The sequence below is a fragment of the Pseudomonas sp. SDT291_1_S447 genome (genome assembly GCF_054070155.1).
The window spans coordinates 1-24,482 of record NZ_JBSVXS010000056.1; the positions used below are offsets into that span (position 1 = coordinate 1).

21 protein-coding genes are annotated in these 24,482 nt (G+C 59.3%); 16 read left to right on the forward strand and 5 right to left on the reverse strand.

The genetic code is table 11. The features are described from left to right. Positions 1-477: 477 nt before the first annotated feature. The 16 genes from ACW9IR_RS17620 (at position 478) to ACW9IR_RS17695 (ending at position 17,986) form a co-directional block, all read left to right on the forward strand. Positions 478-891, forward strand: a complete 414-nt coding sequence (locus ACW9IR_RS17620) for an NADH-quinone oxidoreductase subunit A (RefSeq protein WP_003223812.1) — start codon at positions 478-480, stop codon at positions 889-891. Between the two features lie 10 nt (positions 892-901). Beyond that, positions 902-1,576: a NuoB/complex I 20 kDa subunit family protein gene (locus ACW9IR_RS17625; RefSeq protein ID WP_007920192.1), complete on the forward strand. Its 675-nt coding sequence runs from the start codon at positions 902-904 to the stop codon at positions 1,574-1,576. Between the two features lie 73 nt (positions 1,577-1,649). Beyond that, positions 1,650-3,434 carry an NADH-quinone oxidoreductase subunit C/D gene (nuoC, locus tag ACW9IR_RS17630; protein ID WP_016987416.1) on the forward strand — a complete coding sequence of 595 codons (1,785 nt, stop codon included), beginning with the start codon at positions 1,650-1,652 and terminating at the stop codon, positions 3,432-3,434. 2 nt (positions 3,435-3,436) lie between these two features. Then, entirely contained in the window at positions 3,437-3,934 is a 498-nt protein-coding gene (gene nuoE / locus ACW9IR_RS17635; protein ID WP_007920186.1) for an NADH-quinone oxidoreductase subunit NuoE, read from the forward strand. After that, positions 3,931-5,286, forward strand: a complete 1,356-nt coding sequence (gene nuoF, locus ACW9IR_RS17640) for an NADH-quinone oxidoreductase subunit NuoF (RefSeq protein ID WP_007920184.1) — start codon at positions 3,931-3,933, stop codon at positions 5,284-5,286. The genes nuoE and nuoF overlap by 4 nt, the downstream gene beginning before the upstream one ends. Positions 5,287-5,422: 136 nt before the next feature. Next, positions 5,423-8,137, forward strand: coding sequence for an NADH-quinone oxidoreductase subunit NuoG (gene nuoG, locus ACW9IR_RS17645; protein WP_102899360.1), 2,715 nt, complete (start codon positions 5,423-5,425; stop codon positions 8,135-8,137). Further along, positions 8,134-9,141, forward strand: a complete 1,008-nt coding sequence (nuoH, locus tag ACW9IR_RS17650; protein WP_007920179.1) for an NADH-quinone oxidoreductase subunit NuoH — start codon at positions 8,134-8,136, stop codon at positions 9,139-9,141. Before nuoG ends, nuoH begins: the two co-directional genes overlap by 4 nt. A gap of 11 nt (positions 9,142-9,152) precedes the next feature. Further along, positions 9,153-9,701: an NADH-quinone oxidoreductase subunit NuoI gene (gene nuoI, locus ACW9IR_RS17655; RefSeq protein WP_007920177.1), complete on the forward strand. Its 549-nt coding sequence runs from the start codon at positions 9,153-9,155 to the stop codon at positions 9,699-9,701. A 9-nt stretch (positions 9,702-9,710) separates the two neighbouring features. Beyond that, positions 9,711-10,211, forward strand: a complete 501-nt coding sequence (gene nuoJ / locus ACW9IR_RS17660; protein WP_007920176.1) for an NADH-quinone oxidoreductase subunit J — start codon at positions 9,711-9,713, stop codon at positions 10,209-10,211. Between the two features lie 3 nt (positions 10,212-10,214). Beyond that, the gene (gene nuoK / locus ACW9IR_RS17665) at positions 10,215-10,523 is read left to right on the forward strand and encodes an NADH-quinone oxidoreductase subunit NuoK (protein WP_003223790.1); all 309 of its coding nucleotides are present in this window, start codon (positions 10,215-10,217) and stop codon (positions 10,521-10,523) included. Further along, on the forward strand, positions 10,520-12,373 hold the full coding sequence (gene nuoL / locus ACW9IR_RS17670; protein ID WP_007920175.1) for an NADH-quinone oxidoreductase subunit L: 1,854 nt from the start codon (positions 10,520-10,522) through the stop codon (positions 12,371-12,373). The genes nuoK and nuoL overlap by 4 nt, the downstream gene beginning before the upstream one ends. A 39-nt stretch (positions 12,374-12,412) precedes the next feature. Beyond that, positions 12,413-13,945, forward strand: coding sequence for an NADH-quinone oxidoreductase subunit M (gene nuoM / locus ACW9IR_RS17675; protein WP_007920174.1), 1,533 nt, complete (start codon positions 12,413-12,415; stop codon positions 13,943-13,945). A gap of 7 nt (positions 13,946-13,952) precedes the next feature. After that, entirely contained in the window at positions 13,953-15,416 is a 1,464-nt protein-coding gene (gene nuoN / locus ACW9IR_RS17680) for an NADH-quinone oxidoreductase subunit NuoN (RefSeq protein WP_007920173.1), read from the forward strand. Between the two features lie 416 nt (positions 15,417-15,832). After that, the gene (locus tag ACW9IR_RS17685) at positions 15,833-16,183 is read left to right on the forward strand and encodes a toxin (protein ID WP_457464449.1); all 351 of its coding nucleotides are present in this window, start codon (positions 15,833-15,835) and stop codon (positions 16,181-16,183) included. Further along, positions 16,173-16,487: a helix-turn-helix domain-containing protein gene (locus ACW9IR_RS17690; RefSeq protein WP_027614657.1), complete on the forward strand. Its 315-nt coding sequence runs from the start codon at positions 16,173-16,175 to the stop codon at positions 16,485-16,487. The genes ACW9IR_RS17685 and ACW9IR_RS17690 overlap by 11 nt, the downstream gene beginning before the upstream one ends. Positions 16,488-16,660: 173 nt before the next feature. Next, positions 16,661-17,986, forward strand: coding sequence for an OprD family porin (locus tag ACW9IR_RS17695; RefSeq protein ID WP_457464433.1), 1,326 nt, complete (start codon positions 16,661-16,663; stop codon positions 17,984-17,986). Between the two features lie 452 nt (positions 17,987-18,438). On the opposite strand, the gene ACW9IR_RS17700 is transcribed toward ACW9IR_RS17695, so the two are convergent. The 5 genes from ACW9IR_RS17700 to ACW9IR_RS17720 all read right to left on the reverse strand — a co-directional run bounded on the left by ACW9IR_RS17700 (position 18,439) and on the right by ACW9IR_RS17720 (position 24,453). Further along, positions 18,439-18,819, reverse strand: coding sequence for a DUF6124 family protein (locus ACW9IR_RS17700; protein ID WP_457464435.1), 381 nt, complete (start codon positions 18,817-18,819; stop codon positions 18,439-18,441). Between the two features lie 451 nt (positions 18,820-19,270). Then, on the reverse strand, positions 19,271-19,603 hold the full coding sequence (locus ACW9IR_RS17705) for a DUF2790 domain-containing protein (RefSeq protein ID WP_277762178.1): 333 nt from the start codon (positions 19,601-19,603) through the stop codon (positions 19,271-19,273). Between the two features lie 78 nt (positions 19,604-19,681). After that, a complete protein-coding gene (locus ACW9IR_RS17710) occupies positions 19,682-19,885 on the reverse strand; it encodes a co-regulatory protein PtrA N-terminal domain-containing protein (protein ID WP_150693910.1) in 204 nt (67 codons plus the stop codon). Positions 19,886-20,097: 212 nt separating this feature from the next. Further along, the gene (locus ACW9IR_RS17715) at positions 20,098-23,250 is read right to left on the reverse strand and encodes a CusA/CzcA family heavy metal efflux RND transporter (protein WP_457464438.1); all 3,153 of its coding nucleotides are present in this window, start codon (positions 23,248-23,250) and stop codon (positions 20,098-20,100) included. Between the two features lie 15 nt (positions 23,251-23,265). After that, on the reverse strand, positions 23,266-24,453 hold the full coding sequence (locus tag ACW9IR_RS17720; protein WP_457464440.1) for an efflux RND transporter periplasmic adaptor subunit: 1,188 nt from the start codon (positions 24,451-24,453) through the stop codon (positions 23,266-23,268). Positions 24,454-24,482 lie beyond the last annotated feature (29 nt).

Sequence of the window (24,482 nt, forward strand, 5' to 3'; positions counted from 1 at the left end):
AGTCACCGCATGCGCAAGCTGACACACCGCTATCGCGAGCAGGCTCACTCCTACAGGGATCGGTGTCGTTCGGAGAAAACATTGATCCAGCGCGGTACATCCGTCAGAAAAATCCGCTAAAACGGGCGCCTTCGCTACTTGCAGTAACGTGCAAGTAAGACAACTTCCCAACTGACATCCCGTTAAACAGTTACAAAACCACTCCAAACGATATTAATTATCATTTAGCCGCAACTATGTTCGTTACATTCTCTACAAAACATTATTTGCATAAACCCGCCTAATGCCCGCAACGCATGGGCTGCAGGGCATTGGAGATGCGCTATGTCCTTATTCCAATAAATAATTTCGCTATAGGAATTTTACTTGCAGGGTGTTTAGCCATAAAATCAGCGCGATTGATTGCTGCGACATATCGTCACTGCCTATTTCTTTATCAAGCTCAGAGACCTTTGCTCTCTGTTAAGGATTACCAGCATGCCCGAAGCGACAGGACTCATGGCCCACAACTGGGGCTTTGCCATTTTCCTTCTGGGTGTCGTCGGCCTGTGTGCCTTCATGCTTGGCGTCTCCAGCCTCCTCGGGTCAAAAGCCTGGGGTCGCAGCAAAAACGAACCGTTCGAGTCCGGCATGCTACCTACCGGTGGCGCCCGCTTGCGGCTCTCAGCCAAATTCTATCTGGTCGCGATGCTCTTCGTGATCTTCGATATCGAAGCCCTCTTTCTCTTTGCATGGTCTGTGTCCGTCCGCGAAAGCGGCTGGACCGGATTCGTCGAAGCTCTCGTTTTCATAGCAATTCTGTTGGCAGGTCTTGTCTACCTGTTCCGAGTGGGCGCCCTTGACTGGGCTCCGGAAGCTCGTCGCAAGCGGCAGGCGAAGCTGAAACAATGAGGCTTTGGCAATGCAATACAATCTCACCAGGATCGACCCCGATGCTCCTAACGAGCAATATCCGATTGGCGAACGGGAAACCGTTTCCGATCCGTTAGAAGATCAAGTCCACAAAAACATTTTCATGGGCAAGCTGGAAGACGTGCTGAGTGGCGCGGTCAACTGGGGACGTAAGAACTCCCTGTGGCCGTACAACTTCGGCTTGTCGTGCTGCTACGTGGAAATGACCACCGCCTTCACGGCGCCCCACGACATCGCGCGCTTTGGCGCCGAAGTGATCCGGGCATCGCCGCGTCAGGCCGACTTCATGGTTATCGCCGGGACCTGCTTCATCAAGATGGCGCCGATCATCCAGCGTCTCTACGAGCAGATGCTCGAACCGAAGTGGGTTATCTCCATGGGTTCGTGCGCTAACTCCGGTGGCATGTACGACATCTACTCTGTGGTTCAAGGCGTGGACAAGTTCCTGCCCGTGGACGTCTACGTACCTGGCTGCCCTCCTCGTCCGGAAGCATTTCTGCAAGGCTTGATGCTGTTGCAGGAATCGATCGGCAAGGAACGTCGTCCGCTTTCCTGGGTCGTTGGCGATCAAGGCGTTTATCGCGCCGACATGCCTTCGCAGAAGGAAGAGCGCCGCGAACAGCGAATCGCAGTCACCAACCTGCGCAGCCCTGACGAAGTCTGATCCAGATCTGTTCTGAAATAGAAACGAGAAGCTGGCTTCATTCTTTACGTTGACCGAAAGCGAAAAAATAACCATGACTACAGGCAGCGCTCTGTACATCCCGCCTTATAAGGCAGACGACCAGGATGTGGTCGTTGAATTGAACAACCGTTTTGGCCCGGAGGCGTTCACCGCCCAGCCGACCCGCACCGGCATGCCGGTGCTGTGGGTGGCGCGTGCCAAACTCGTCGAAGTCCTGACTTTCCTGCGTAACCTGCCCAAGCCGTACGTCATGCTCTATGACCTGCACGGCGTGGACGAGCGTCTGCGCACCAAGCGTCAAGGGCTGCCGAGCGACGCCGAGTTCACCGTGTTCTATCACCTCATGTCGCTGGAGCGTAATAGTGACGTGATGATCAAGGTCGCCTTGTCCGAGAGCGACCTCAGCTTGCCGACCGTCACCAGCATCTGGCCGAACGCCAACTGGTACGAGCGCGAAGTCTGGGACATGTTCGGCATCGACTTCAAAGGTCACCCGCACCTGTCGCGCATCATGATGCCGCCGACCTGGGAAGGTCACCCGCTGCGCAAGGACTTCCCGGCGCGCGCCACCGAATTCGATCCGTACAGCCTCAACCTCGCCAAGCAACAGCTTGAGGAAGAAGCCGCGCGCTTCCGTCCTGAAGACTGGGGTATGAAGCGCTCCGGCCCGAACGAGGACTACATGTTCCTCAACCTCGGCCCGAACCACCCTTCGGCGCACGGTGCGTTCCGCATCATTCTGCAACTGGACGGTGAAGAGATCGTCGACTGCGTGCCGGACATCGGTTACCACCACCGTGGTGCCGAGAAGATGGCCGAGCGTCAGTCCTGGCACAGCTTCATCCCGTACACCGACCGTATCGATTACCTCGGCGGCGTGATGAACAACCTGCCGTACGTGCTCTCGGTCGAGAAGCTGGCCGGCATCAAGGTGCCTGAGAAGGTCGACGTCATCCGCATCATGATGGCCGAGTTCTTCCGGATCACCAGCCACCTGCTGTTCCTCGGGACTTACATCCAGGACGTTGGTGCGATGACCCCGGTGTTCTTCACTTTCACCGACCGCCAGAAGGCGTACACGGTGATTGAAGCCATCACCGGTTTCCGTCTGCACCCGGCCTGGTACCGCATCGGTGGCGTTGCCCACGACCTGCCGCGCGGCTGGGAAAAACTGGTGAAAGACTTCGTTGAATGGCTGCCAAAACGCCTCGACGAATACACCAAGGCTGCCCTGCAGAACAGCATCCTCAAGGGCCGTACCATCGGCGTCGCCCAGTACAACACCAAAGAAGCCCTAGAATGGGGTGTCACCGGTGCTGGCCTGCGTTCGACCGGTTGCGATTTCGACCTGCGTAAGGCGCGTCCGTACTCCGGCTACGAGAACTTCGAGTTCGAAGTACCGCTGGCTGCCAACGGCGATGCCTACGACCGCTGCATGGTTCGCGTCGAAGAAATGCGCCAGAGCATCAAGATCATCGACCAGTGCATGCGCAACATGCCGGAAGGCCCGTACAAGGCGGATCACCCGCTGACCACGCCGCCGCCGAAAGAACGCACGCTGCAGCACATCGAAACCTTGATCACGCACTTCCTGCAAGTTTCGTGGGGCCCGGTGATGCCGGCCAACGAATCCTTCCAGATGATCGAAGCGACCAAGGGCATCAACAGTTATTACCTGACGAGCGACGGCGGCACCATGAGCTACCGTACCCGGATCCGCACTCCAAGCTTCCCGCATCTGCAACAGATCCCTTCGGTGATCAAAGGCAGCATGGTCGCGGACATGATTGCGTACCTGGGTAGTATCGATTTCGTTATGGCCGACGTGGACCGCTAAGCATGAACAGCACGCTTATCCAGACAGACCGTTTCACCCTGAGTGAAACCGAGCGCTCGGCCATCGAGCACGAGCTGCATCACTACGAAGACCCGCGCGCGGCGTCGATCGAAGCCCTGAAGATCGTTCAGAAAGAACGCGGCTGGGTGCCGGACGGCGCCCTGTACGCGATCGGCGAGATCCTCGGCATCCCGGCCAGCGACGTTGAAGGTGTGGCTACTTTCTATAGCCAGATTTTCCGTCAGCCGGTTGGCCGTCACATCATTCGCGTCTGCGACAGCATGGTCTGCTACATCGGCGGCCACGAGTCGGTGGTCAGCGAAATCCAGAACAATCTGGGCATCGGCCTGGGTCAGACCACCACCGACGGTCGTTTCACCCTGCTGCCTGTCTGCTGCCTCGGCAACTGCGACAAGGCACCGGCGCTGATGATCGACGACGACACCTTTGGTGACGTGCAGCCTGCTGGCGTCGCCAAACTGCTCGAGGGCTACGTATGACCCTGACATCTTTCGGTCCTGCCAACCGCATTCAGCGTTCGGCCGAGACTCACCCGCTGACCTGGCGTCTGCGTGACGACGGCGAAGCCGTTTGGCTCGACGAGTACCAGGCCAAGAACGGTTACGCCGCTGCGCGCAAAGCCTTCGCCGACATGGATCAGGACGCCATCGTCCAGACCGTGAAAGACGCAGGCTTGAAAGGTCGCGGCGGTGCAGGCTTCCCCACTGGCGTGAAGTGGGGCCTGATGCCCAAGGACGAATCCATCAACATCCGCTACCTGCTGTGCAACGCGGATGAAATGGAACCGAACACCTGGAAAGACCGCATGCTGATGGAGCAACTGCCCCATCTGCTGATCGAAGGCATGCTGATCAGTGCTCGCGCGCTGAAAACCTACCGTGGCTACATCTTCCTGCGCGGCGAATACACCACCGCCGCCAAGCACTTGAATCGTGCTGTGGAAGAAGCCAAGGCTGCGGGCCTGCTGGGCAAGAACATTCTCGGCAGCGGCTTCGATTTCGAGCTGTTCGTCCACACCGGCGCCGGGCGTTACATCTGTGGTGAAGAAACCGCACTGATCAACTCCCTCGAAGGCCGCCGCGCCAACCCGCGCTCCAAGCCGCCCTTCCCTGCCGCTGTTGGCGTGTGGGGCAAGCCGACCTGCGTGAACAACGTGGAAACCCTGTGCAACGTGCCGGCGATCATTGCCGACGGCGTTGACTGGTACAAATCGTTGGCCCGCGAAGGCAGCGAAGACATGGGCACCAAGCTCATGGGCTTCTCCGGCAAAGTCAAAAACCCGGGCCTGTGGGAATTGCCTTTCGGCGTCACCGGTCGCGAGTTGTTCGAAGACTACGCCGGCGGCATGCGCGACGGCTTCAAGCTCAAGGCCTGGCAGCCAGGCGGCGCCGGTACCGGTTTCCTTCTGCCAGAACACCTCGACGCGCAAATGTATGCCGGCGGCATCGCCAAAGTGGGCACCCGTATGGGTACCGGCCTGGCCATGGCGGTGGATGACAGCGTCAACATGGTCTCCTTGCTGCGCAACATGGAGCAGTTCTTCGCTCGCGAGTCGTGCGGTTTCTGCACCCCGTGCCGTGATGGTTTGCCATGGAGCGTCAAGCTGCTGATGGCCATCGAACAAGGCCGCGGTCAGCCAGGCGACATCGAGACCCTGCTGGGTCTGGTCAACTTCCTCGGCCCGGGCAAGACCTTCTGTGCTCACGCACCGGGTGCCGTGGAACCGTTGGGCAGTGCCATCAAATACTTCCGTCCAGAGTTCGAAGCCGGTATCGCGCCAGTCAGCGCCGCCGTCCCGCCTCTGGCAAGGCCGATCGTAATCGGCGCGTAAACGCTTAAAAAGGCGAAGGGTCCGTGCCCTTCGCCTTTCGTCCGATGACGCCTTTCGGGGCTGACTGGATTCGGACGGATAACAAGATTCCATTAGCCACGCCCGCTGACACCGGGCCAACGAAGACCTTTGAACCATGGCCACTATCCACGTAGACGGCAAAGCGCTCGAAGTCGACGGGGCAGACAACCTGTTACAGGCATGTCTGTCGCTGGGCCTCGACATTCCATATTTCTGCTGGCACCCCGCGCTCGGTAGCGTCGGGGCTTGCCGCCAGTGCGCGGTCAAGCAGTACACCGACGAGAACGACACCCGCGGTCGCATCGTCATGTCCTGCATGACCCCGGCCACCGACAACACCTGGATCTCCATCGAAGATGAAGAATCCAAGGCATTCCGCGCCAGTGTTGTTGAATGGCTGATGACCAACCACCCGCACGACTGCCCTGTGTGCGAAGAAGGCGGTCATTGCCACCTGCAAGACATGACCGTGATGACCGGCCACAACGAGCGCCGTTATCGCTTCACCAAACGCACCCACCAGAACCAGCAACTGGGCCCGTTCATTTCCCACGAAATGAACCGCTGCATCGCTTGCTACCGCTGCGTGCGCTTCTACAAGGATTACGCTGGCGGCACCGATCTCGGTGTATTCGGCGCCCACGACAACGTGTACTTCGGTCGCGTTGAAGACGGCACCCTCGAAAGCGAGTTCTCCGGCAACCTCACCGAGGTCTGCCCGACCGGTGTGTTCACCGACAAGACTCACTCCGAACGCTACAACCGCAAGTGGGACATGCAGTTCGCGCCGAGCATCTGCCATGGCTGCTCGAGCGGTTGCAACATCTCTCCGGGCGAGCGTTACGGTGAACTGCGTCGCATCGAAAACCGTTTCAACGGTTCGGTGAACCAGTACTTCCTCTGCGACCGTGGCCGTTTCGGTTATGGCTACGTCAACCGCACCGACCGTCCACGTCAGCCGCTGCTGGCCGACGGCACCAAGCTCGGTCTGGATGCTGCACTGGATAAAGCTGCTGACTTGCTGCGCGGTCGCAACATCGTTGGTATCGGTTCGCCGCGTGCCAGCCTTGAAAGCAACTACGCGTTGCGCGAACTGGTTGGCGCCGAGCACTTCTACTCAGGTATCGAAGCCTCTGAACTGGAGCGCATCCGTCTGGTCCTGCAAGTGCTGAAAGACAGCCCGCTGCCAGTGCCGAACATGCGCGACATCGAAGACCACGACGCCATTTTCGTCCTCGGTGAAGACCTGACCCAGACCGCCGCACGTGTGGCGCTGTCGCTGCGTCAATCGGTCAAGGGCAAAGCTGAAGACATGGCCGAAGCCATGCGCGTTCAGCCTTGGCTCGACGCCGCCGTGAAGAACATCGGTCAGCACGCGCTGAACCCGCTGTTCATCGCCAGCCTGGCCGAAACCAAGCTCGACGACATCGCTGAAGAATGCGTACACGCCGCTCCGGACGATCTGGCGCGCATCGGTTTCGCCGTTGCTCACGCTCTGGACGCCAGCGCCCCGGCTGTTGAAGGTCTGGACGCCGAAGCACTGCAACTGGCCCAGCGCATTGCTGATGCCCTGCTCGCTGCAAAACGTCCGCTGATCATCGCCGGTACTTCGCTGGGTTCCAAAGCCCTGATCGAAGCCGCCGCGAACATCGCCAAGGCCCTGAAGCTGCGCGAGAAGAACGGTTCGATCAGCCTGATCGTGCCGGAAGCCAACAGCCTTGGCCTGGCCATGCTCGGTGGTGAATCGGTCGACGCGGCGCTGCAAGCCGTCATCGACGGTAAGGCTGACGCGATCGTCGTGCTGGAAAACGATCTGTACACCCGCACCGCCAAAGACAAGGTCGATGCCGCGCTGAACGCTGCGCAAGTGGTGATCGTTGCTGATCATCAGAAGACTGCTACCAGCGACCGCGCGCACCTGGTTCTGCCAGCCGCAAGCTTCGCTGAAGGCGACGGTACGCTGGTCAGCCAGGAAGGTCGCGCCCAGCGCTTCTTCCAGGTTTTCGACCCGCAATACATGGATGCGAGCATCCTGGTTCACGAAGGCTGGCGCTGGCTGCACGCCCTGCGCGCGACCCTGCTGAACCAGCCAATCGACTGGACGCAACTCGACCACGTCACCGCTGCCGTTGCTTCGAGCACCGAGCAACTGGCGCGTATCGTCGACGCTGCACCATCGGCGGCGTTCCGCATCAAGGGTCTGAAACTGGCGCGTGAGCCGCTGCGTTATTCCGGTCGCACTGCGATGCGCGCCGACATCAGCGTTCACGAACCACGCACCCCGCAAGACAAAGACACCGCGTTCGCCTTCTCCATGGAAGGTTACTCGGGCTCTGCCGAACCGCGTCAGCAAGTACCATTTGCATGGTCGCCGGGCTGGAACTCGCCACAAGCGTGGAACAAGTTCCAGGACGAAGTCGGTGGTCACATCCGCGCTGGCGACCCGGGCACCCGCCTGATCGAAAGCACTGGCGACTCGCTGAACTGGTTCGCTGCCGCACCGCGCGCATTCAACCCGGCGCCGGGGACCTGGCAAGCCGTGCCGTTCTTCCACCTGTTCGGCAGCGAAGAGAACTCTTCGAAAGCCGCACCGGTTCAAGAGCGCATTCCGGCTCCATACGTGGCTCTGGCCAAGTCGGAAGCGGATCGTCTCGGCGTCAACGACGGTGCCCTGCTGAGCCTGAACGTGGCCGGTCAGACCCTGCGTCTGCCGCTGCGCATCAATGAAGAACTGGGCGCCGGTCTGGTGGCATTGCCTGCGGGCATCGCCGGCATTCCACCGGCATTCGCCGGCGTATCCGTCGACGGTCTGCAGGAGGCAGCGCAATGACCTGGTTCACCCCTGAAGTGATCGATGTGATCCTCTCGGTCGTCAAAGCCATCGTGATTCTGCTGGCCGTGGTGGTCGCGGGCGCGTTGCTCAGCTTTGTCGAACGTCGCCTGCTGGGCTGGTGGCAGGACCGTTACGGTCCGAACCGCGTTGGCCCGTTCGGTATGTTCCAGATCGCCGCCGACATGCTGAAGATGTTCTTCAAGGAAGACTGGACCCCGCCGTTTGCCGACAAGGTGATCTTCACTTTGGCACCGGTGGTGGCGATGTCGGCCCTGCTGATCGCCTTCGCGATCATCCCGATCACCCCGACCTGGGGCGTCGCGGATCTGAACATCGGCCTGCTGTTCTTCTTCGCCATGGCCGGTCTGTCGGTCTACGCGGTGTTGTTCGCCGGTTGGTCGAGTAACAACAAGTTCGCCCTGCTCGGTAGCTTGCGTGCGTCGGCGCAGACCGTGTCCTACGAAGTGTTCATGGGCCTGGCCCTGATGGGCATCGTGGTCCAGGTCGGCTCGTTCAACATGCGCGACATCGTCGAGTACCAGGCGCAGAACCTGTGGTTCATCATTCCGCAGTTCTTCGGCTTCTGTACCTTCTTCATCGCTGGCGTCGCCGTGACTCACCGTCACCCGTTCGACCAGCCGGAAGCGGAACAGGAACTGGCCGACGGTTACCACATTGAATACGCCGGTATGAAATGGGGCATGTTCTTCGTCGGTGAATACATCGGCATCATCCTGATCTCGGCGCTGCTGGTCACCCTGTTCTTCGGTGGCTGGCACGGTCCGTTCGGCATCTTGCCGCAACTGGCGTTCGTCTGGTTCGCACTGAAGACCGCGTTCTTCATCATGCTGTTCATCCTGCTGCGCGCTTCCATTCCGCGTCCGCGTTATGACCAGGTGATGGATTTCAGCTGGAAATTCTGCCTGCCACTGACCCTGATCAATTTGCTGGTGACCGCTGCGGTCGTGTTGTGGAACACGCCTGCAGTCGCGGTTCAGTGAGGATTTGACCCATGTTCAAATATATTGGCGACATCGTTAAGGGTACTGGTACCCAGTTGCGCAGCCTGGTCATGGTCTTCGGCCATGGCTTTCGCAAGCGCGACACCCTGCAATACCCGGAAGAAGCGGTCTACCTGCCACCACGCTACCGTGGTCGCATCGTCCTGACCCGAGACCCCGATGGCGAAGAGCGTTGCGTTGCCTGCAACCTGTGCGCCGTGGCTTGCCCGGTGGGTTGCATCTCGCTGCAGAAAGCTGAAACCGAAGACGGTCGCTGGTACCCGGACTTCTTCCGTATCAACTTCTCGCGCTGCATTTTCTGCGGTCTCTGCGAGGAAGCCTGTCCGACCACCGCGATCCAGCTGACACCGGATTTCGAGATGGCCGAGTTCAAACGTCAGGACCTGGTGTACGAGAAAGAAGATCTGTTGATCTCCGGCCCCGGCAAAAACCCTGATTACAACTTCTATCGTGTTGCAGGTATGGCAATCGCTGGCAAGCCGAAAGGCTCCGCGCAGAACGAAGCCGAACCGATCAACGTGAAGAGCTTGCTGCCTTAAGGAAGAACGATGGAATTCGCTTTCTATTTCGCATCGGGTATCGCTGTTGTGTCCACGCTTCGCGTAGTCACCAACACCAACCCTGTGCACGCCCTGCTCTACCTGATCATCTCGTTGATCGCCGTGGCCATGACCTTCTTCGCACTCGGCGCACCGTTCGCCGGCGTGCTGGAAGTGATCGCTTACGCCGGCGCCATCATGGTGCTGTTCGTGTTCGTGGTGATGATGCTCAACCTCGGCCCGGCCTCGGTTCAGCAAGAACGCGTCTGGCTCAAGCCCGGCATCTGGGCCGGCCCGGTGATTCTCGCCGCGCTGCTGCTGGCCGAACTGCTGTATGTGCTGTTCGCTCACCAGAGCGGTCAGGCCATCGGCCACACCACCGTAGACGCGAAAGCCGTGGGCATCAGCCTGTTCGGCCCGTACCTGCTGGTGGTCGAACTCGCCTCGATGCTGCTGCTCGCTGCAGCCGTCACGGCGTTCCATTTGGGCCGTAACGAGGCGAAGGAGTAAGACATGCCTGCTATCCCTCTCGAACATGGATTGGCCGTCGCCGGCATCCTGTTCTGCCTTGGTCTGGTCGGCCTGATGGTCCGCCGCAACATTTTGTTCGTGTTGATGAGTCTGGAAGTGATGATGAACGCCTCTGCATTGGCGTTCATTGTTGCAGGCGCCCGTTGGGGCCAGCCGGATGGACAGATCATGTTCATCCTGGTGATCAGCCTTGCAGCCGCCGAGGCCAGTATTGGTCTGGCGATCCTGCTGCAACTGTATCGCCGCTTCCACACGCTCGATATCGACGCTGCCAGTGAGATGCGCGGATGAACCTGATCTTTCTGACTTTCGTATTCCCTCTGATCGGTTTCCTGCTGCTGTCGTTCTCCCGTGGACGCTGGTCGGAAAACCTCTCGGCGCTGATCGGCGTGGGTTCCATTGGCTTGTCGGCGATTGTCGCCGCCTACGTCATCTGGCAATTCAACGTCGCGCCACCGGAAGGCGGTCACTACACCCTGGTGCTGTGGAAATGGATGGCGGTCGAAGGCTTCAAGCCTGACTTCGCCCTCTACGTCGACGGCCTGTCGATCACCATGCTCGGCGTGGTTGTCGGTGTAGGTTTCCTGATCCACCTGTTCGCGTCCTGGTACATGCGCGGCGAAGCGGGTTATTCGCGCTTCTTCTCGTACACCAACCTGTTTATCGCCAGCATGCTGTTCCTGGTGCTCGGCGATAACCTGTTGTTCCTGTACTTCGGCTGGGAAGGCGTGGGCCTGTGCTCGTACCTGTTGATCGGTTTCTACTACAGCAACCGCAACAACGGTAACGCCGCACTCAAGGCCTTCATCGTGACCCGGATCGGCGACGTGTTCATGGCCATCGGCCTGTTCATCCTGTTCCAGCAAGTGGGCACGCTGAACATCCAGGAACTGCTGGTGCTGGCACCGCAGAAATTCCAGGTCGGTGATTTCTGGATTACTTTGGCGACCCTGATGCTGCTGGGTGGTGCGGTCGGTAAATCGGCACAACTGCCGCTGCAAACCTGGCTCGCGGACGCGATGGCTGGCCCGACCCCGGTTTCGGCACTGATCCACGCCGCCACCATGGTGACTGCCGGTGTCTACCTGATCGCCCGTACCCACGGTCTGTTCACCCTGGCGCCGGAAATTCTCCACCTGGTCGGCATCGTCGGCGGTGTGACGCTGGTTCTGGCAGGTTTCGCCGCACTGGTTCAAACCGACATCAAACGTATCCTCGCCTACTCGACCATGAGCCAGATCGGCTACATGTTCCTGGCGCTGGGAGTTGGCGCCTGGGATGGCGCGATTTTCCACCTGATGACCCACGCCTTCTTCAAGGCCCTGTTGTTCCTTGCTTCCGGTGCGGTGATCGTTGCCTGCCACCACGAGCAGAACATCTTCAAGATGGGCGGTCTGTGGAAAAAACTGCCACTGGCCTACGCCAGCTTCATCGTCGGTGGTGCTGCGCTGGCCGCTCTGCCACTGGTTACCGCAGGCTTCTACTCCAAGGACGAAATCCTTTGGGAAGCGTTCGCCAGCGGCAACCACGGTCTGCTCTACGCAGGTCTGGTCGGCGCGTTCATGACGTCGCTGTACACCTTCCGCCTGATCTTCATCACGTTCCACGGTGAAGCCAAGACTGAAGCCCACGCCGGTCACGGCATCTCGCACTGGCTGCCACTGTCGGTGCTGATCGTGCTGTCGACGTTCGTTGGCGCCATGATCGTGCCTCCGCTGCACGGTGTGCTGCCAGAAAGCGTTGGACATGCCGGTGGCGAAGCCAAGCACAGTCTGGAAATCGCTTCGGGCGCCATCGCCCTCGCCGGTATCCTGCTGGCAGCGCTGCTGTTCCTCGGCAAGCGTCGCTTCGTCACGGCAATCGCCAACAGCGGCATCGGCCGTTTCCTTTCGGCCTGGTGGTTCGCTGCCTGGGGCTTCGACTGGATCTACGACAAACTGTTCGTCAAGCCTTACCTGGCGATCAGCCACGTACTGCGCAAAGACCCGCTCGACCAGACCATCGGTCTGATCCCGCGTATGGCCAAGGGTGGTCACACTGCCCTGAGCCGCACCGAGACCGGTCAACTGCGTTGGTACGCTGCTTCGATGGCTGCTGGTGCCGTGCTGGTTATCGGCGCCATCGTGCTGGTAGCGGTCTGATATGAACCTTGCGAATTTGCGAAAGGAAACGAGCCCGTCATGATTCTGCCTTGGCTAATCCTGATCCCCTTCATCGGCGGCCTGCTGTGCTGGATGGGTGAGCGCTTCGGCGCTACCCTCCCGCGCTGGATTGCGCTGTTGACCATGACCCTGGAACTCGCCCTCGGCCTCTGGCTGTGGGCCCACGGTGACTATTCATTTGCACCGGCGCCTGGCGCCGATCCGACCTGGGCGCTTGAGTTCAAGCATGTCTGGATCCAGCGCTTCGGCATCAACGTGCACCTGGCCCTCGACGGCCTGTCGCTGTTGATGATCCTGCTGACCGGCCTGCTGGGTATCCTCTCGGTACTCTGCTCGTGGAAAGAGATTCAACGTCACGTTGGCTTCTTCCACCTGAACCTGATGTGGATCCTGGGCGGCGTTGTCGGCGTGTTCCTCGCCCTCGACCTGTTCATGTTCTTCTTCTTCTGGGAAATGATGCTGGTGCCGATGTACTTCCTCATCGCGCTCTGGGGTCACAGTTCTTCGGACGGCAAGAAAACCCGGATCTACGCAGCGACCAAGTTCTTCATCTTCACTCAGGCTTCCGGCCTGATCATGCTGGTGGCAATCCTCGGTCTGGTGCTGGTCAACTTCAACAACACTGGCGTGATTACTTTCAACTACGCCGACCTGTTGAAAACCAAGATGTCGATGACCACCGAGTACATCCTGATGCTCGGCTTCTTCATCGCCTTCGCGGTCAAGCTGCCGGTCGTACCGTTCCACTCGTGGTTGCCTGATGCCCACGCCCAGGCGCCGACTGCCGGTTCCGTCGACCTCGCCGGTATCTTGCTGAAAACCGCTGCTTACGGTCTGCTGCGTTTCGCCCTGCCGCTGTTCCCGAATGCCTCGGCCGAGTTCGCGCCGATCGCCATGACCCTCGGTCTGATCGGGATCTTCTACGGTGCGTTCCTGGCGTTCGCGCAAACCGACATCAAGCGTCTGATCGCCTTCTCGTCCGTTTCCCACATGGGTTTCGTGTTGATTGGCATCTACTCCGGCAGCCAACTGGCCCTGCAAGGTGCAGTGATCCAGATGCTCGCGCACGGTGTGTCGGCGGCGGCACTGTTTATCCTCAGCGGTCAGTTGTACGAGCGTCTGCACACTCGTGACATGCGTGAGATGGGCGGTGTGTGGTCGCGTATCGCTTACCTGCCGGCGATCAGCCTGTTCTTTGCAGCCGCTTCGTTGGGTCTGCCGGGTACCGGTAACTTTGTCGGTGAGTTCCTGATCCTGATCGGCTCCTTCGCAAGCTGGCCGTGGATCACTGCGATTGCCACTTCCGGTCTGGTGTTCGGTTCGGTCTACTCGCTGATCATGATCCACCGTGCTTACTTCGGTCCGGCGAAATCGGATTCGATCCTGCACGGTATGGACGCTCGCGAACTGATCATGGTGCTAGGCCTTGCGGTGTTGCTGATCTACATCGGCGTCTACCCGCAACCGTTCCTCGACACGTCTGCCGCCACGATGCATGGCGTGCAGCAGTGGCTCGGCACCGCCTTCACTCAACTCGCTTCGGCCCGGTAAGAGCGCTATGGAATTCACGATTCAACACTTTATTGCGCTTGCGCCACTGTTGATCACCAGCCTCACCATTATCGTGGTGATGCTGGCAATCGCCTGGCGCCGCAACCACTCGCAGACCTTCCTGATCTCGGTCGCCGGTCTGAACCTGGCCTTGCTGTCGATCCTCCCAGCCCTGAAAGTCGCGCCTCTGGCCGTGACTCCACTGCTGCAGATCGACACCTTCGCTTGCCTGTACATGGCGCTGATCCTGGTCGCCACCCTCGCCTGCGTCACCCTCGCCCACGCCTATCTGGGCGATGGCGGTTCGGGCTACCCGGGCAACCGTGAAGAACTGTACTTGCTGATCCTGATGGCCGCCGCCGGTGGTCTGGTTCTGGTCAGCGCGCAGCACCTGGCCGGTTTGTTCATCGGTCTGGAACTGCTCTCGGTACCGGTCTACGGTCTGGTGGCTTACGCATTCTTCAACAAGCGTTCGCTGGAAGCCGGCATCAAGTACATGGTGCTGTCGGCCGCCGGTTCCGCGTTCCTGTTGTTCGGTATGGCGCTGCTGTACGCCGATTCGGGTTCGCTGAGCTTCGTCGGTATTGGTCAGGCCCTGGCTGCGACTGGCCTGCCTAGCTCGCTGGCGCAACTGGGCCTGGGCATGATGCTGATCGGTCTGGCGTTCAAACTGTCGCTGGTACCGTTCCACCTGTGGACGCCGGACGTTTACGAAGGTGCTCCGGCACCGGTGGCTGCGTTCCTCGCAACCGCGTCGAAGGTTGCAGTGTTTGCGGTGATGGTGCGTCTGTTCCAGATCTCCCCTGCTGCCAGCAGTGGCGTACTGAGCGACGTGCTGACCGTCATCGCCATCGCCTCGATCCTGTTTGGTAACCTGCTGGCCCTGACCCAGAGCAACCTCAAGCGTCTGCTCGGTTACTCGTCCATCGCACACTTCGGCTACCTGCTGATCGCTCTGGTGGCGAGCAAAGGTCTGGCGGTGGAAGCCATCGGCGTGTACCTGGTCACCTACGTGATCACCAGCCTCGGCGCGTTCGGCGTGATCACCCTGATGTCCTCGCCGTACAACGGCCGTGACGCTGATGCGCTGTACGAATACCGCGGCCTGTTCTGGCGTCGTCCGTACCTGACCGCCGTGCTGACCGTGATGATGCTGTCGCTGGCGGGTATCCCGCTGACCGCTGGCTTCATCGGCAAGTTCTACATCATCGCTACCGGTGTTGAATCGCACCAATGGTGGCTGGTCGGGTCCTTGGTACTGGGCAGCGCCATCGGCGTGTTCTACTACCTGCGCGTGATGGTCACCCTGTACCTGATCGAACCAAACCTGCGTCGCCACGACGCCCAGCTGCACTGGGAGCAGAAGGCAGGCGGCGTAATGCTGCTGGCCATCGCCCTGGTCGCGTTCTTCCTGGGTGTGTACCCGCAGCCATTGCTGACTCTGGTTCAGCAGGCGGGTCTGGCGGGCTGATTGCTCCGTCGCTTTTAGCTACAAATAGAAACGGCACCTTCGGGTGCCGTTTTTGTTTTTGCGGATAAGCCCGGCTCCCACAGGTTTCGATGGTGCTCACAAAGTCTGTAACCACCCTGGATCACTGTGGGAGCGAGCCTGCTCGCGAAGGCGTCGGCACATTCAACCTCTTCTTCGCCTGACACCCCGCCGCTATCACCATTCGGCGTTGGGCACTGCTTGCGAGATTGTTCCGACACGGCAGCTGCGAAGCCTCTTCATAGATCAATCGAACGTTCTCACCACACGCGGCGATTCGTCCTACAGGTGTTTTTACGAGCGGCGTCTACCGTTGAAAAAGGGACGAAAAGCAAGGCCAGGAGGCCTTGACCGATTCGATTATCGAGACAACACTATACGTAGGTAGCGTACAGAAAATGGATGCTCTATTTATCGAATTGCCTGTATTTCAGAAGCACCGAGACGACTATCTGGATGACGATCTGTTTCGCAGCTTTCAACTGGAGCTGCTGAAAAATCCGGAAGCGGGCGATCTCATCGAGGACACAGGCGGGCTTCGTAAAATTCGCTTTGGCGACCAACGAAGAGGGAAAGGTAAGCGCAGCGGATTACGAGTGATTTATTACTGGTGGTTAGGCTTCGATCAGTTCTGGCTCTTTACCGTCTACAACAAAAACGAGCAGGACGATTTGACGCCTGCCCAGAAAAAACTTTTCAGAAAAACGCTGGATATAGAACTCAACGCGAGAACCCACTATGAAACGTGACATTTTTTCCGAACTGATGGATGGACTGGAAGCACTGGCCGATGAACGCCAAGGCAAAATCACCTTGCGTACCCACAAAGTTCAACTGCCAAAACTGATGCCGATCACTGCTGAAGAAGTGATAGCCATCCGTCAGCAACTTAATCTTTCCCGGTCAGTATTCGCGATGTATCTACGCACCAACACGCGAACGCTCGAAAACTGGGAGCAAGGACGAGCAACGCCCAATGCTCAGGCCACAACCCTGATCCGTCTGGTCGAGCGTTTTCCACAGACAATCGAACAACTCGCAGCCCTGACCTGACACAGGGTTTTAATTCCAGCCACATGACGAAATTGTAATTTCCTCATCACCTTGGCGTTATCCGCAGCTTGCAACGATGTCACCCGGCGACCATGCCGGCGGGCCCTGCCCCGCCGAACAATAAAACCCACGCCGAAGCACGTTCCCGTTCTGCCGAACCCAAGGAGTGTTTGATGGTTAACCCTACAAAAATATCGATGGCCGCTTTAGCGGTGGTGGTCGGCGCCGGGCCGTCCACGGTGTTTGCTGAAGACAAGCCTGAAGGCTTTGTCGAAGGCAGCAGCCTGACGGTGCTCAACCGCAACTTCTACTTCAATCGTGATCATCGCAACGGCCAGTCCAGCCCCACCGGCAACGGTTATTCCGAAGCCTGGGCGCATGCGGTGATCAGCAAGTTCGAATCCGGTTTCACCCAGGGCACCGTCGGGGTCGGTGTTGATGCGTTTGCGATGATCGGGCTAAAACTCGACAGCGGTGACGGCCGCAACGGCGGGCGCAGTTCGTTTGATGTGTTGCCGGTCAACAGTGATGGCGAGGCGCGAGACGAATACACCAAGGTCGGTGGCGCCGCGAAAATTCGGGCGTTCGATACGGTGGTCAAGGTCGGTGATGTGTTCCCGGCCAACCCGATGGTGGCGGCCGGTGATTCGCGCTTGTTACCGGAAAGCTTTCGCGGGGTGACGGCGACCAACACCAGTATCGAAGGCCTGTCGGTGCAGGGCGGACGGTTACATGCGATGAGCCAACCGGTGTCGAGTGACATGCGCGAGAACTTCGCCACGTTCTACGCCGGCCCGGTCAACTCGCCGTGGATCGCTTATGGCGGCGGCGATTATGTGCTGAACAAAAACCTCAGTTTCAGCCTGTACTCCAGCCGTCTGAAGGATGCGTGGAATCAGTACTACGCAGGCACCGCTTGGACCTATCCGCTGTCCGATGACCTGTCGCTGTTCGGTGGTCTGAACTATTACAAAGCCGTCGATGAAGGCAAACAACTGCTCGGCGAGTTCGACAACAACATCTGGAGCGGCCGCGTCGGCGTGAAACTTGGCGCGCACTCCGTCGCCCTCTCCCACCAGCGCAACAACGGCAATGACGACTTCGATTACCTGCGCCAGTCCGATTCGATCTTCCTCGACAACTCGATCCAGTACAGCGACTTCAACTCGCCGAAAGAGCGTTCGTGGATGGTGCGTTATGACCTCGACATGAGCACTTACGGCGTACCCGGTTTGTCGTTCATGACTCGCTACGCACGCGGCACCGACGCCGATTATTCCAACGCTAACGCCGTGTATATGCGCCGCGATGCTGAGGGCAATCCGCTGACCGATCAGAAGCGTTGGGAGCGCGATATCGAAGTCAAATACGTGGTGCAAAGCGGTTCGATGAAAGACTTGTCACTACGCTTGCGCCAGGCCACAACCCGCGCCACGGCGTTCGAGTCGGATCTGGATGAAGTGCGGGTGATTGTCGAGTATCCGTTGGCGATTCTCTGATTGGGCGGTTGATGCAAATTCACCTTTAGAAGCTCCTTGCTCCTTTGGTAAGAGGTGAATCTTTTGGCGTCCTTCGGGGCGCCTTTTTTTGCTTTGCGTTTTGCCGTGGTTATGTTTTCCAGGTTTAGGCCCGGCCCTCACCCTAGCCCTCTCCCAGAGGTAGAGGGGACTGACCGAGTTGGCTGTTGAAGATACATCGACCTGAAAAACCGGGGCGTACTCTGGTTTTGAATGGCTCGAAAGCCTGCTCCCTTTCCCCCTGGGTGAAAGGGGACTGACCGAGTTGGTTGTTGAAGATACACCGACCTGAAAAACCGGGGCGTACTCTGGTTTTGAATGGCTTGAAGATCTGCTCCCTTTCCCCCTCGCCCCCTCGGGGGAGAGGGCTGGGGTGAGAGGGCAGGATTTTGAGGTCAACGCAAAAACAACGGATAAAACCCGGCCATTGATAGCTACGCGTTTGGATCTACGTTATCCAGTGCTTTGTTCACCGCCAGTTCGCCAAGCATCACGACCTGGGCGATACCGAGCAGGGTTTTGCGATGGGTGCCGCCCAGCAGCGCGGCGAAGTCGCCGAGCATCACCGTGGCCGAGGCCAGGGATTCGCTGGCGTTGGCCAGTAATGATTCGGTGTCGGCTTTGGGATTGACCAGAAACATCTGGTTGGGGATGTACGGTGCGGACATGATGGCGGTCGACGGTTTGAGGTAGAAGTCGAGAGCGCGGTCGGCGGCTTCGTGGAGTTTTCTAGTCTCAATGGAGACGTAGGGGGATGTTGAGTTGGCGTCAGGGATGGTGTCTGTTTCGGGGGGATTTGGGGTTGGCTTTTTCATAAGGTTCATCTTCTGTTCTGATAGTGGAGCTGGCCCATTCGGTTCCAATCGAAAGGGTGGCAGCTGTACGCAGGTTGGAACCCGGGGAACAGAAAACCCGACAGACTCGAAGTCTCCCGCGCACAGCTGCCATAACGAACTGCATACCATCAAAGGTGTGCAAGCATACGTCATGAAAAGTGCTTTCGCTTTCTGTAAAGCCACGGGGTTCCAATCCCGATCGCTGAATTGGCAGCGACCCACACAGGCTAGAGAGCTGACGTCCGACGGACAACCTGAAAACATTGTGGGAAGGTTCCGCACTTCTCACACAACACTTAAACATCACGAATTGAAATACAGAACGTGTAGGAGCTGCCGAAGGCTGCGATCTTTTGATTTTAAAGATCAAGATCAACAGATCGCAGCCTTCGGCAGCTCCTACATGGGCCCGCGTTTCGCCGTGAAGGATTCAGCTCCCGCCGTTCCGACACACGCCCATCACGTTGTACTTGATGGTATTGAGCTGGCCTTTGGAGTCCTCATAGGTCATCGCGGTGGGCACCACTTTGCACGCAGGCTGCGGCTTCACCACGCTCACCACCTTGACCACGTCCAGCTTCATTCCATATTCATAATCCTTCACCACCGGCGGCGCTTTGCCCTGGTTGGCGGCGTACTGTTCCATGGCTTTGCTGTTGGCGCTGAGCGCGCGTTCGAAAGTGCGGTCACCGCCACCTTCAGCAAGCACATTCACCGACATCGCCATGACAGCGGCGAATGCGATCAACTTGAGTACTTTCATATCCTTTTCCTTCCCGTCCGGGCGTAAAAAAAGCCCGGCATCGATGCGCGATATCGGGCTTGTTCAGGTGCAGCAGGCTTACAGGTCGCGGGTTTTGTCGTCCTTCTTGTCGTTGACGACAACCGGGTTGCCGGCGGCCTTTTCCTTGGCGACGAAGAGCTCCATGGAGCGGTCGTGGCTGGTCATCATCCGCTCGAAAGTGCGGTCACCGCCGCCTTCGGCCAGGGCCACGGAAGAGATCGCCAGAGCGGCTGCGAAAGTACTGAGTTGGGCAAGTTTCATCGTTGATTCCTCGTTTAAGTAACTGACGGGATCAAGGTAACAAGGCGCACCTTTCGTGACGGTGGCGGGGAAATTACATATCCGTTATGTGCCGGATCAGTGCACGGCCCCCTGTGGGAGCGAGCTTGCTCGCGAAGAGGCCGTATCAGTCGACTTATTTGTTGAATGACACACCGCCTTCGCGAGCAAGCTCGCTCCCACAAGGGGATTACCTATTGAGACGGATCGGGGTTCTCCTCCCGGCGATGGGCGAGCTGGTAGAGGGCCGGCAAGATCAGCAGCGTCAGGATCGTGGAAGACAGAATCCCGCCGATCACCACGGTTGCCAGTGGCCGTTGCACTTCAGCGCCGGTACCGGTCGCAAGCGCCATCGGAATAAACCCCAGCGACGCTACCAGCGCCGTCATCAACACCGGTCGCAGACGCGTCAACGCACCCTCATGAATCGCGTCCGACAGCGACCGCCCCTCCTCACGCAAATTACGAATAAACGCAATCATCACCAAGCCGTTCAACACCGCCACCCCGGACAACGCGATAAACCCGACACCGGCCGAAATCGACAACGGAATATCGCGCAGCCACAGCGCCATGACCCCACCGGTCAAGGCAAACGGAATCCCGGTAAACACCAGCAAGCCGTCCTTGAGATTGTTGAACATCATGAACAACAACCCGAACACCAGCAGCAGCGCCACCGGCACCACAATCTGCAAGCGCTTGGCCGCCGATTGCAGTTGTTCGAACTGGCCGCCCCAACTGGTCCAGTAACCGGCCGGCACTTGCACATCACGCTCGATCACCTCCCCGGCCTCGCTGACAAATGAACCGATATCACGCCCGCGCACGTTGGCGCTGACGATCACCAGACGCTTGCCGTTCTCGCGGCTGACCTGATTCGGCCCGAGCACCAGGTCGAGGCTGGCGACGTCTTGCAGCGCGATAAAGCCGATTTGATTCGCCGCTCCATTCAAAGGCGCCGGCACCGGAATCAGCAACGCCGACAAGCCGTCGATATCCTTGCGCATGGCATCTGACAAGCGCACGACCATGTCGAAACGCCGATCACCCTCATACAACGTCCCGGCCTGCCGCCCGCCCACCGCGACCGCAATGGTGTCCTGCACATCCCCGACGTTGAGCCCGTAGCGCGCGGCCTTATCGCGATCAATGTTGATGGTCAGCACCGGCAGCCCGGTAGTCTGCTCAACCTTGACCTCGGAGGCGCCGTTGACCTTCTGCATCGCGGCGGCAATCTTCGCCGCCGTGGCATTGAGCACGTCCATGTCATCGCCGAACACCTTCACTGCGACGTCACTGCGCACGCCGGAAATCAGTTCGTTGAAGCGCAATTGAATCGGCTGCGACAGCTCATAGTTGCTGCCCGGCAGCGTTGCGGCGGCGGCTTGCAGTTCGGCCATCAAGGTTTCGCGGGACTTGCCCGGGTCCGGCCACTGCTCTTTCGGTTTGAGCATCACGTAGCTGTCAGAGATGTTCGGCGGCATCGGGTCGGAGGCGATTTCGGCGGTGCCAGTTCGGGCAAAAACACGCTCGACTTCCGGCACCTTCGCCAGAATCAGCGTTTCCAGCCGCTGCTGCATGTCCACCGATTGCGTCAGGCTGGTGCCCGGCACGCGCAACGCTTGCAAAGCAAAATCCCCTTCGCTGAGGCTCGGCACAAACTCGCTGCCCATGCGGCTGGTGAGCACACCGCTAAGCACGATCACGCCCAAAGCAGCGCCCACCGCGACAGCACGATGACTCATCACCCACGCCAGCGCCGGTGCATAAACGCGACGTGCGCCGCGCATCACCGCGCCCTCTTCTTCCTTGACCTTGCCAGTCACGAACAGCGCAATCGCCGCTGGAACAAAAGTCACCGAAAGCAACATGGCACCGAGCAACGCAATCACCACAGTGAACGCCATCGGGTGGAACATTTTCCCTTCAACGCCGCTCAGGGCGAAGATCGGCAGGTACACGACCATGATGATCAACTGGCCGAAAATCAGCGGTCGCCGCGCCTCTTTCGCTGCGGCAAAGACTTCCTTGAAACGCTCGGCGCGAGTCAGCAAACGGCCGTGATGCTGCTGCGCATGGGCCAACCGACGCAGGGTGTTTTCGACGATCACCACCGCGCCGTCGACGATGATGCCGAAGTCGAGGGCGCCGAGGCTCATCAGGTTGGCGCTGACCTTGTTGCTGAACATCCCGGTGAAAGTGAACAGCATCGACAGCGGAATCACCATCGCGGTGATCAGCGCCGCGCGGATGTTGCCGAGGAACAGAAACAGAATCGCGATCACCAGAATCGCGCCTTCGATGAGGTTCTTTTTCACCGTGGCGATGGCTTTGTCGACCAGGTGCGTGCGGTCGTACACCGGCACGGCGATCACGCCTTGCGGCAAGGATTTGTTGATCTGTTCGAGTTTGCTGGCGACCGCTTGCGAGACCGTGCGGCTGTTCTCGCCGATCAACATGAACACCGTGCCGAGCACCACTTCACGACCGTTTTCCGTGGCCGCGCCGCTGCGCAATTCGCGGCCGATTTCCACAGTGGCGACGTTCTTCACGCGGATCGGTGTGCCGTCGACATTGGCCATGACAATGTTGGCGATGTCCTCGGTGCTCGCCACTTGCCCCGGCGCGCGGATCAGCAATTGCTCGCCGCTGCGTTCGATGTAACCGGCGCCGACGTTGGCGTTGTTGCGCTCCAGCGCGGTGACCAGATCGGTGAGGGTCAGCTTGTACGCGGCCAAGCGTTTCGGGTCCGGCGCAATCTGGTATTCCTTGGCGAAGCCGCCGATGGTGTTGATCTCGGCCACGCCCGGGACGTTGCGCAACTGCGGCTTGATGATCCAGTCCTGAATCACCCGCAGATCGGTAGGCGTGTAGGCTGTGCCGTCGTCCTTGAGCGCGCCCTCCTTCGCCTCAACCGTCCACAGAAAAATCTCGCCGAGCCCGGTGGAAATCGGCCCCATGACCGCTTCTGCGCCTTCAGGCAATTGCTCCTTGGCGATCTGCAGACGCTCGTTGACCAATTGGCGGGCGAAGAACAGGTCGGTGCCGTCCTTGAAGATCACCGTGACTTGCGACAGCCCCGAGCGCGACAGCGAACGGGTTTGTTCGAGTGCCGGCAGACCGGCCATGGCGGTTTCAATCGGGAAGGTGATGCGCTGCTCGGTTTCCAGCGGCGAGAACCCGGCGGCGCCGGTGTTGATTTGCACCTGGACGTTGGTGATGTCGGGCACGGCGTCGATCGGCAGTTTTTGATAACTGGCGATGCCGAGGCCGGCCATGAGCAGAACGGCGAGCAGGACGATGATGCGCTGCTCGATGGCAAACTGGATCAGGCGTTCGAACATGAGGACCTTCCAGAATTAATGACTGTGCTCGGCTGAGGCTTTGCCCAGTTCCGATTTGAGGACGAAGCTGCCGGCGCTGGCGACTTGCACGCCCGGCTCCAGCCCTTGAGTGATTTCCACATGGCCGGCTGCGCGGCTGCCCAGCTCAACCGCGCGCGCTTCGAAACCATCATCGGTGCGGACGAACACGGTGGGTTTGTCCTCTACGGTCTGGATCGCGGTTTCCGGCACGGCGACTTTCGCTTCACGGCTGTCGGTCGCCACCAGCGCAGTGACGAACAACCCGGGGCGCCACGAGCCTTGCGGGTTTTCCAAGGTGACGCGAACAGTTGCGGTGCGGGTTTGCTCGCCGAGCAAACTGCCGACGTAAGCCACGCTGCCGACCACTTCCGCGTTGAGTTCCGGGGCGCTGACGGTGACCGCTTTACCCACCTGCACCTTGTTCAGATCCTTCGGTGAAACGCCGAACGTCACCCACACTCGCGACAGATCCGAGAGGGTGAACGCCGCTGTGCTTTCATCGACCACCTCGCCCGGCGTCAGGTGTTTCTCCACTACCACACCGTCGAACGGTGCGCGCAATTCATAGCGGTTGCCGCCAGTGGCGACCACGCTGCCGCTGAGCACGCTGATCTTTTGCCGCGCATTGCTGACGGCGATTTCGGCTTCTTGCAGTGCCTGGCGCGCCTGGAGGAAATCCTGCTCGGCGGAGATCTTGTCCTGCCAGAGTTTTTTCTCGCGCTCGTAGGTGGTACGCGCCAAGGCCAAACGACGTTGCGCGGCGGCTTGTTCGCTGCGTTGATCAGAGATCTGCTGACTGGCGATCACCGCCAGCAACTGACCCTTCTTCACCGTTTGCCCGAGGTTTACCGCCACCGACTCGACCACGCCCGGCACGCGCGGCACGACGTGGGCGGTGCGGTCTTCATCGAAGCGCACTTCGCCGGGGAATGGCAGGCCGCGGCTGATGTTCTGCGCCTTTGCTTCGGCGAGTTGAATACCGGCAGCCGTGATCTGCTCGGCGCTCAATTCGATATGCCCTTCTTCGGCATGTTCAGCCGCTGCACCTTCTTCGGCGTGATCGGCATGCTCGGAAGCCTCGTCGGCATGTGCGTCGATGCTTGCGTTACCTGCCCACTGCGAGCCGATACCAATGCCCAGCGCCAACGTCGCCACCGCGACAATCATCAATTTTTTATCCATGGAAACTCCTCTGCGCCGTGCCATCGCGC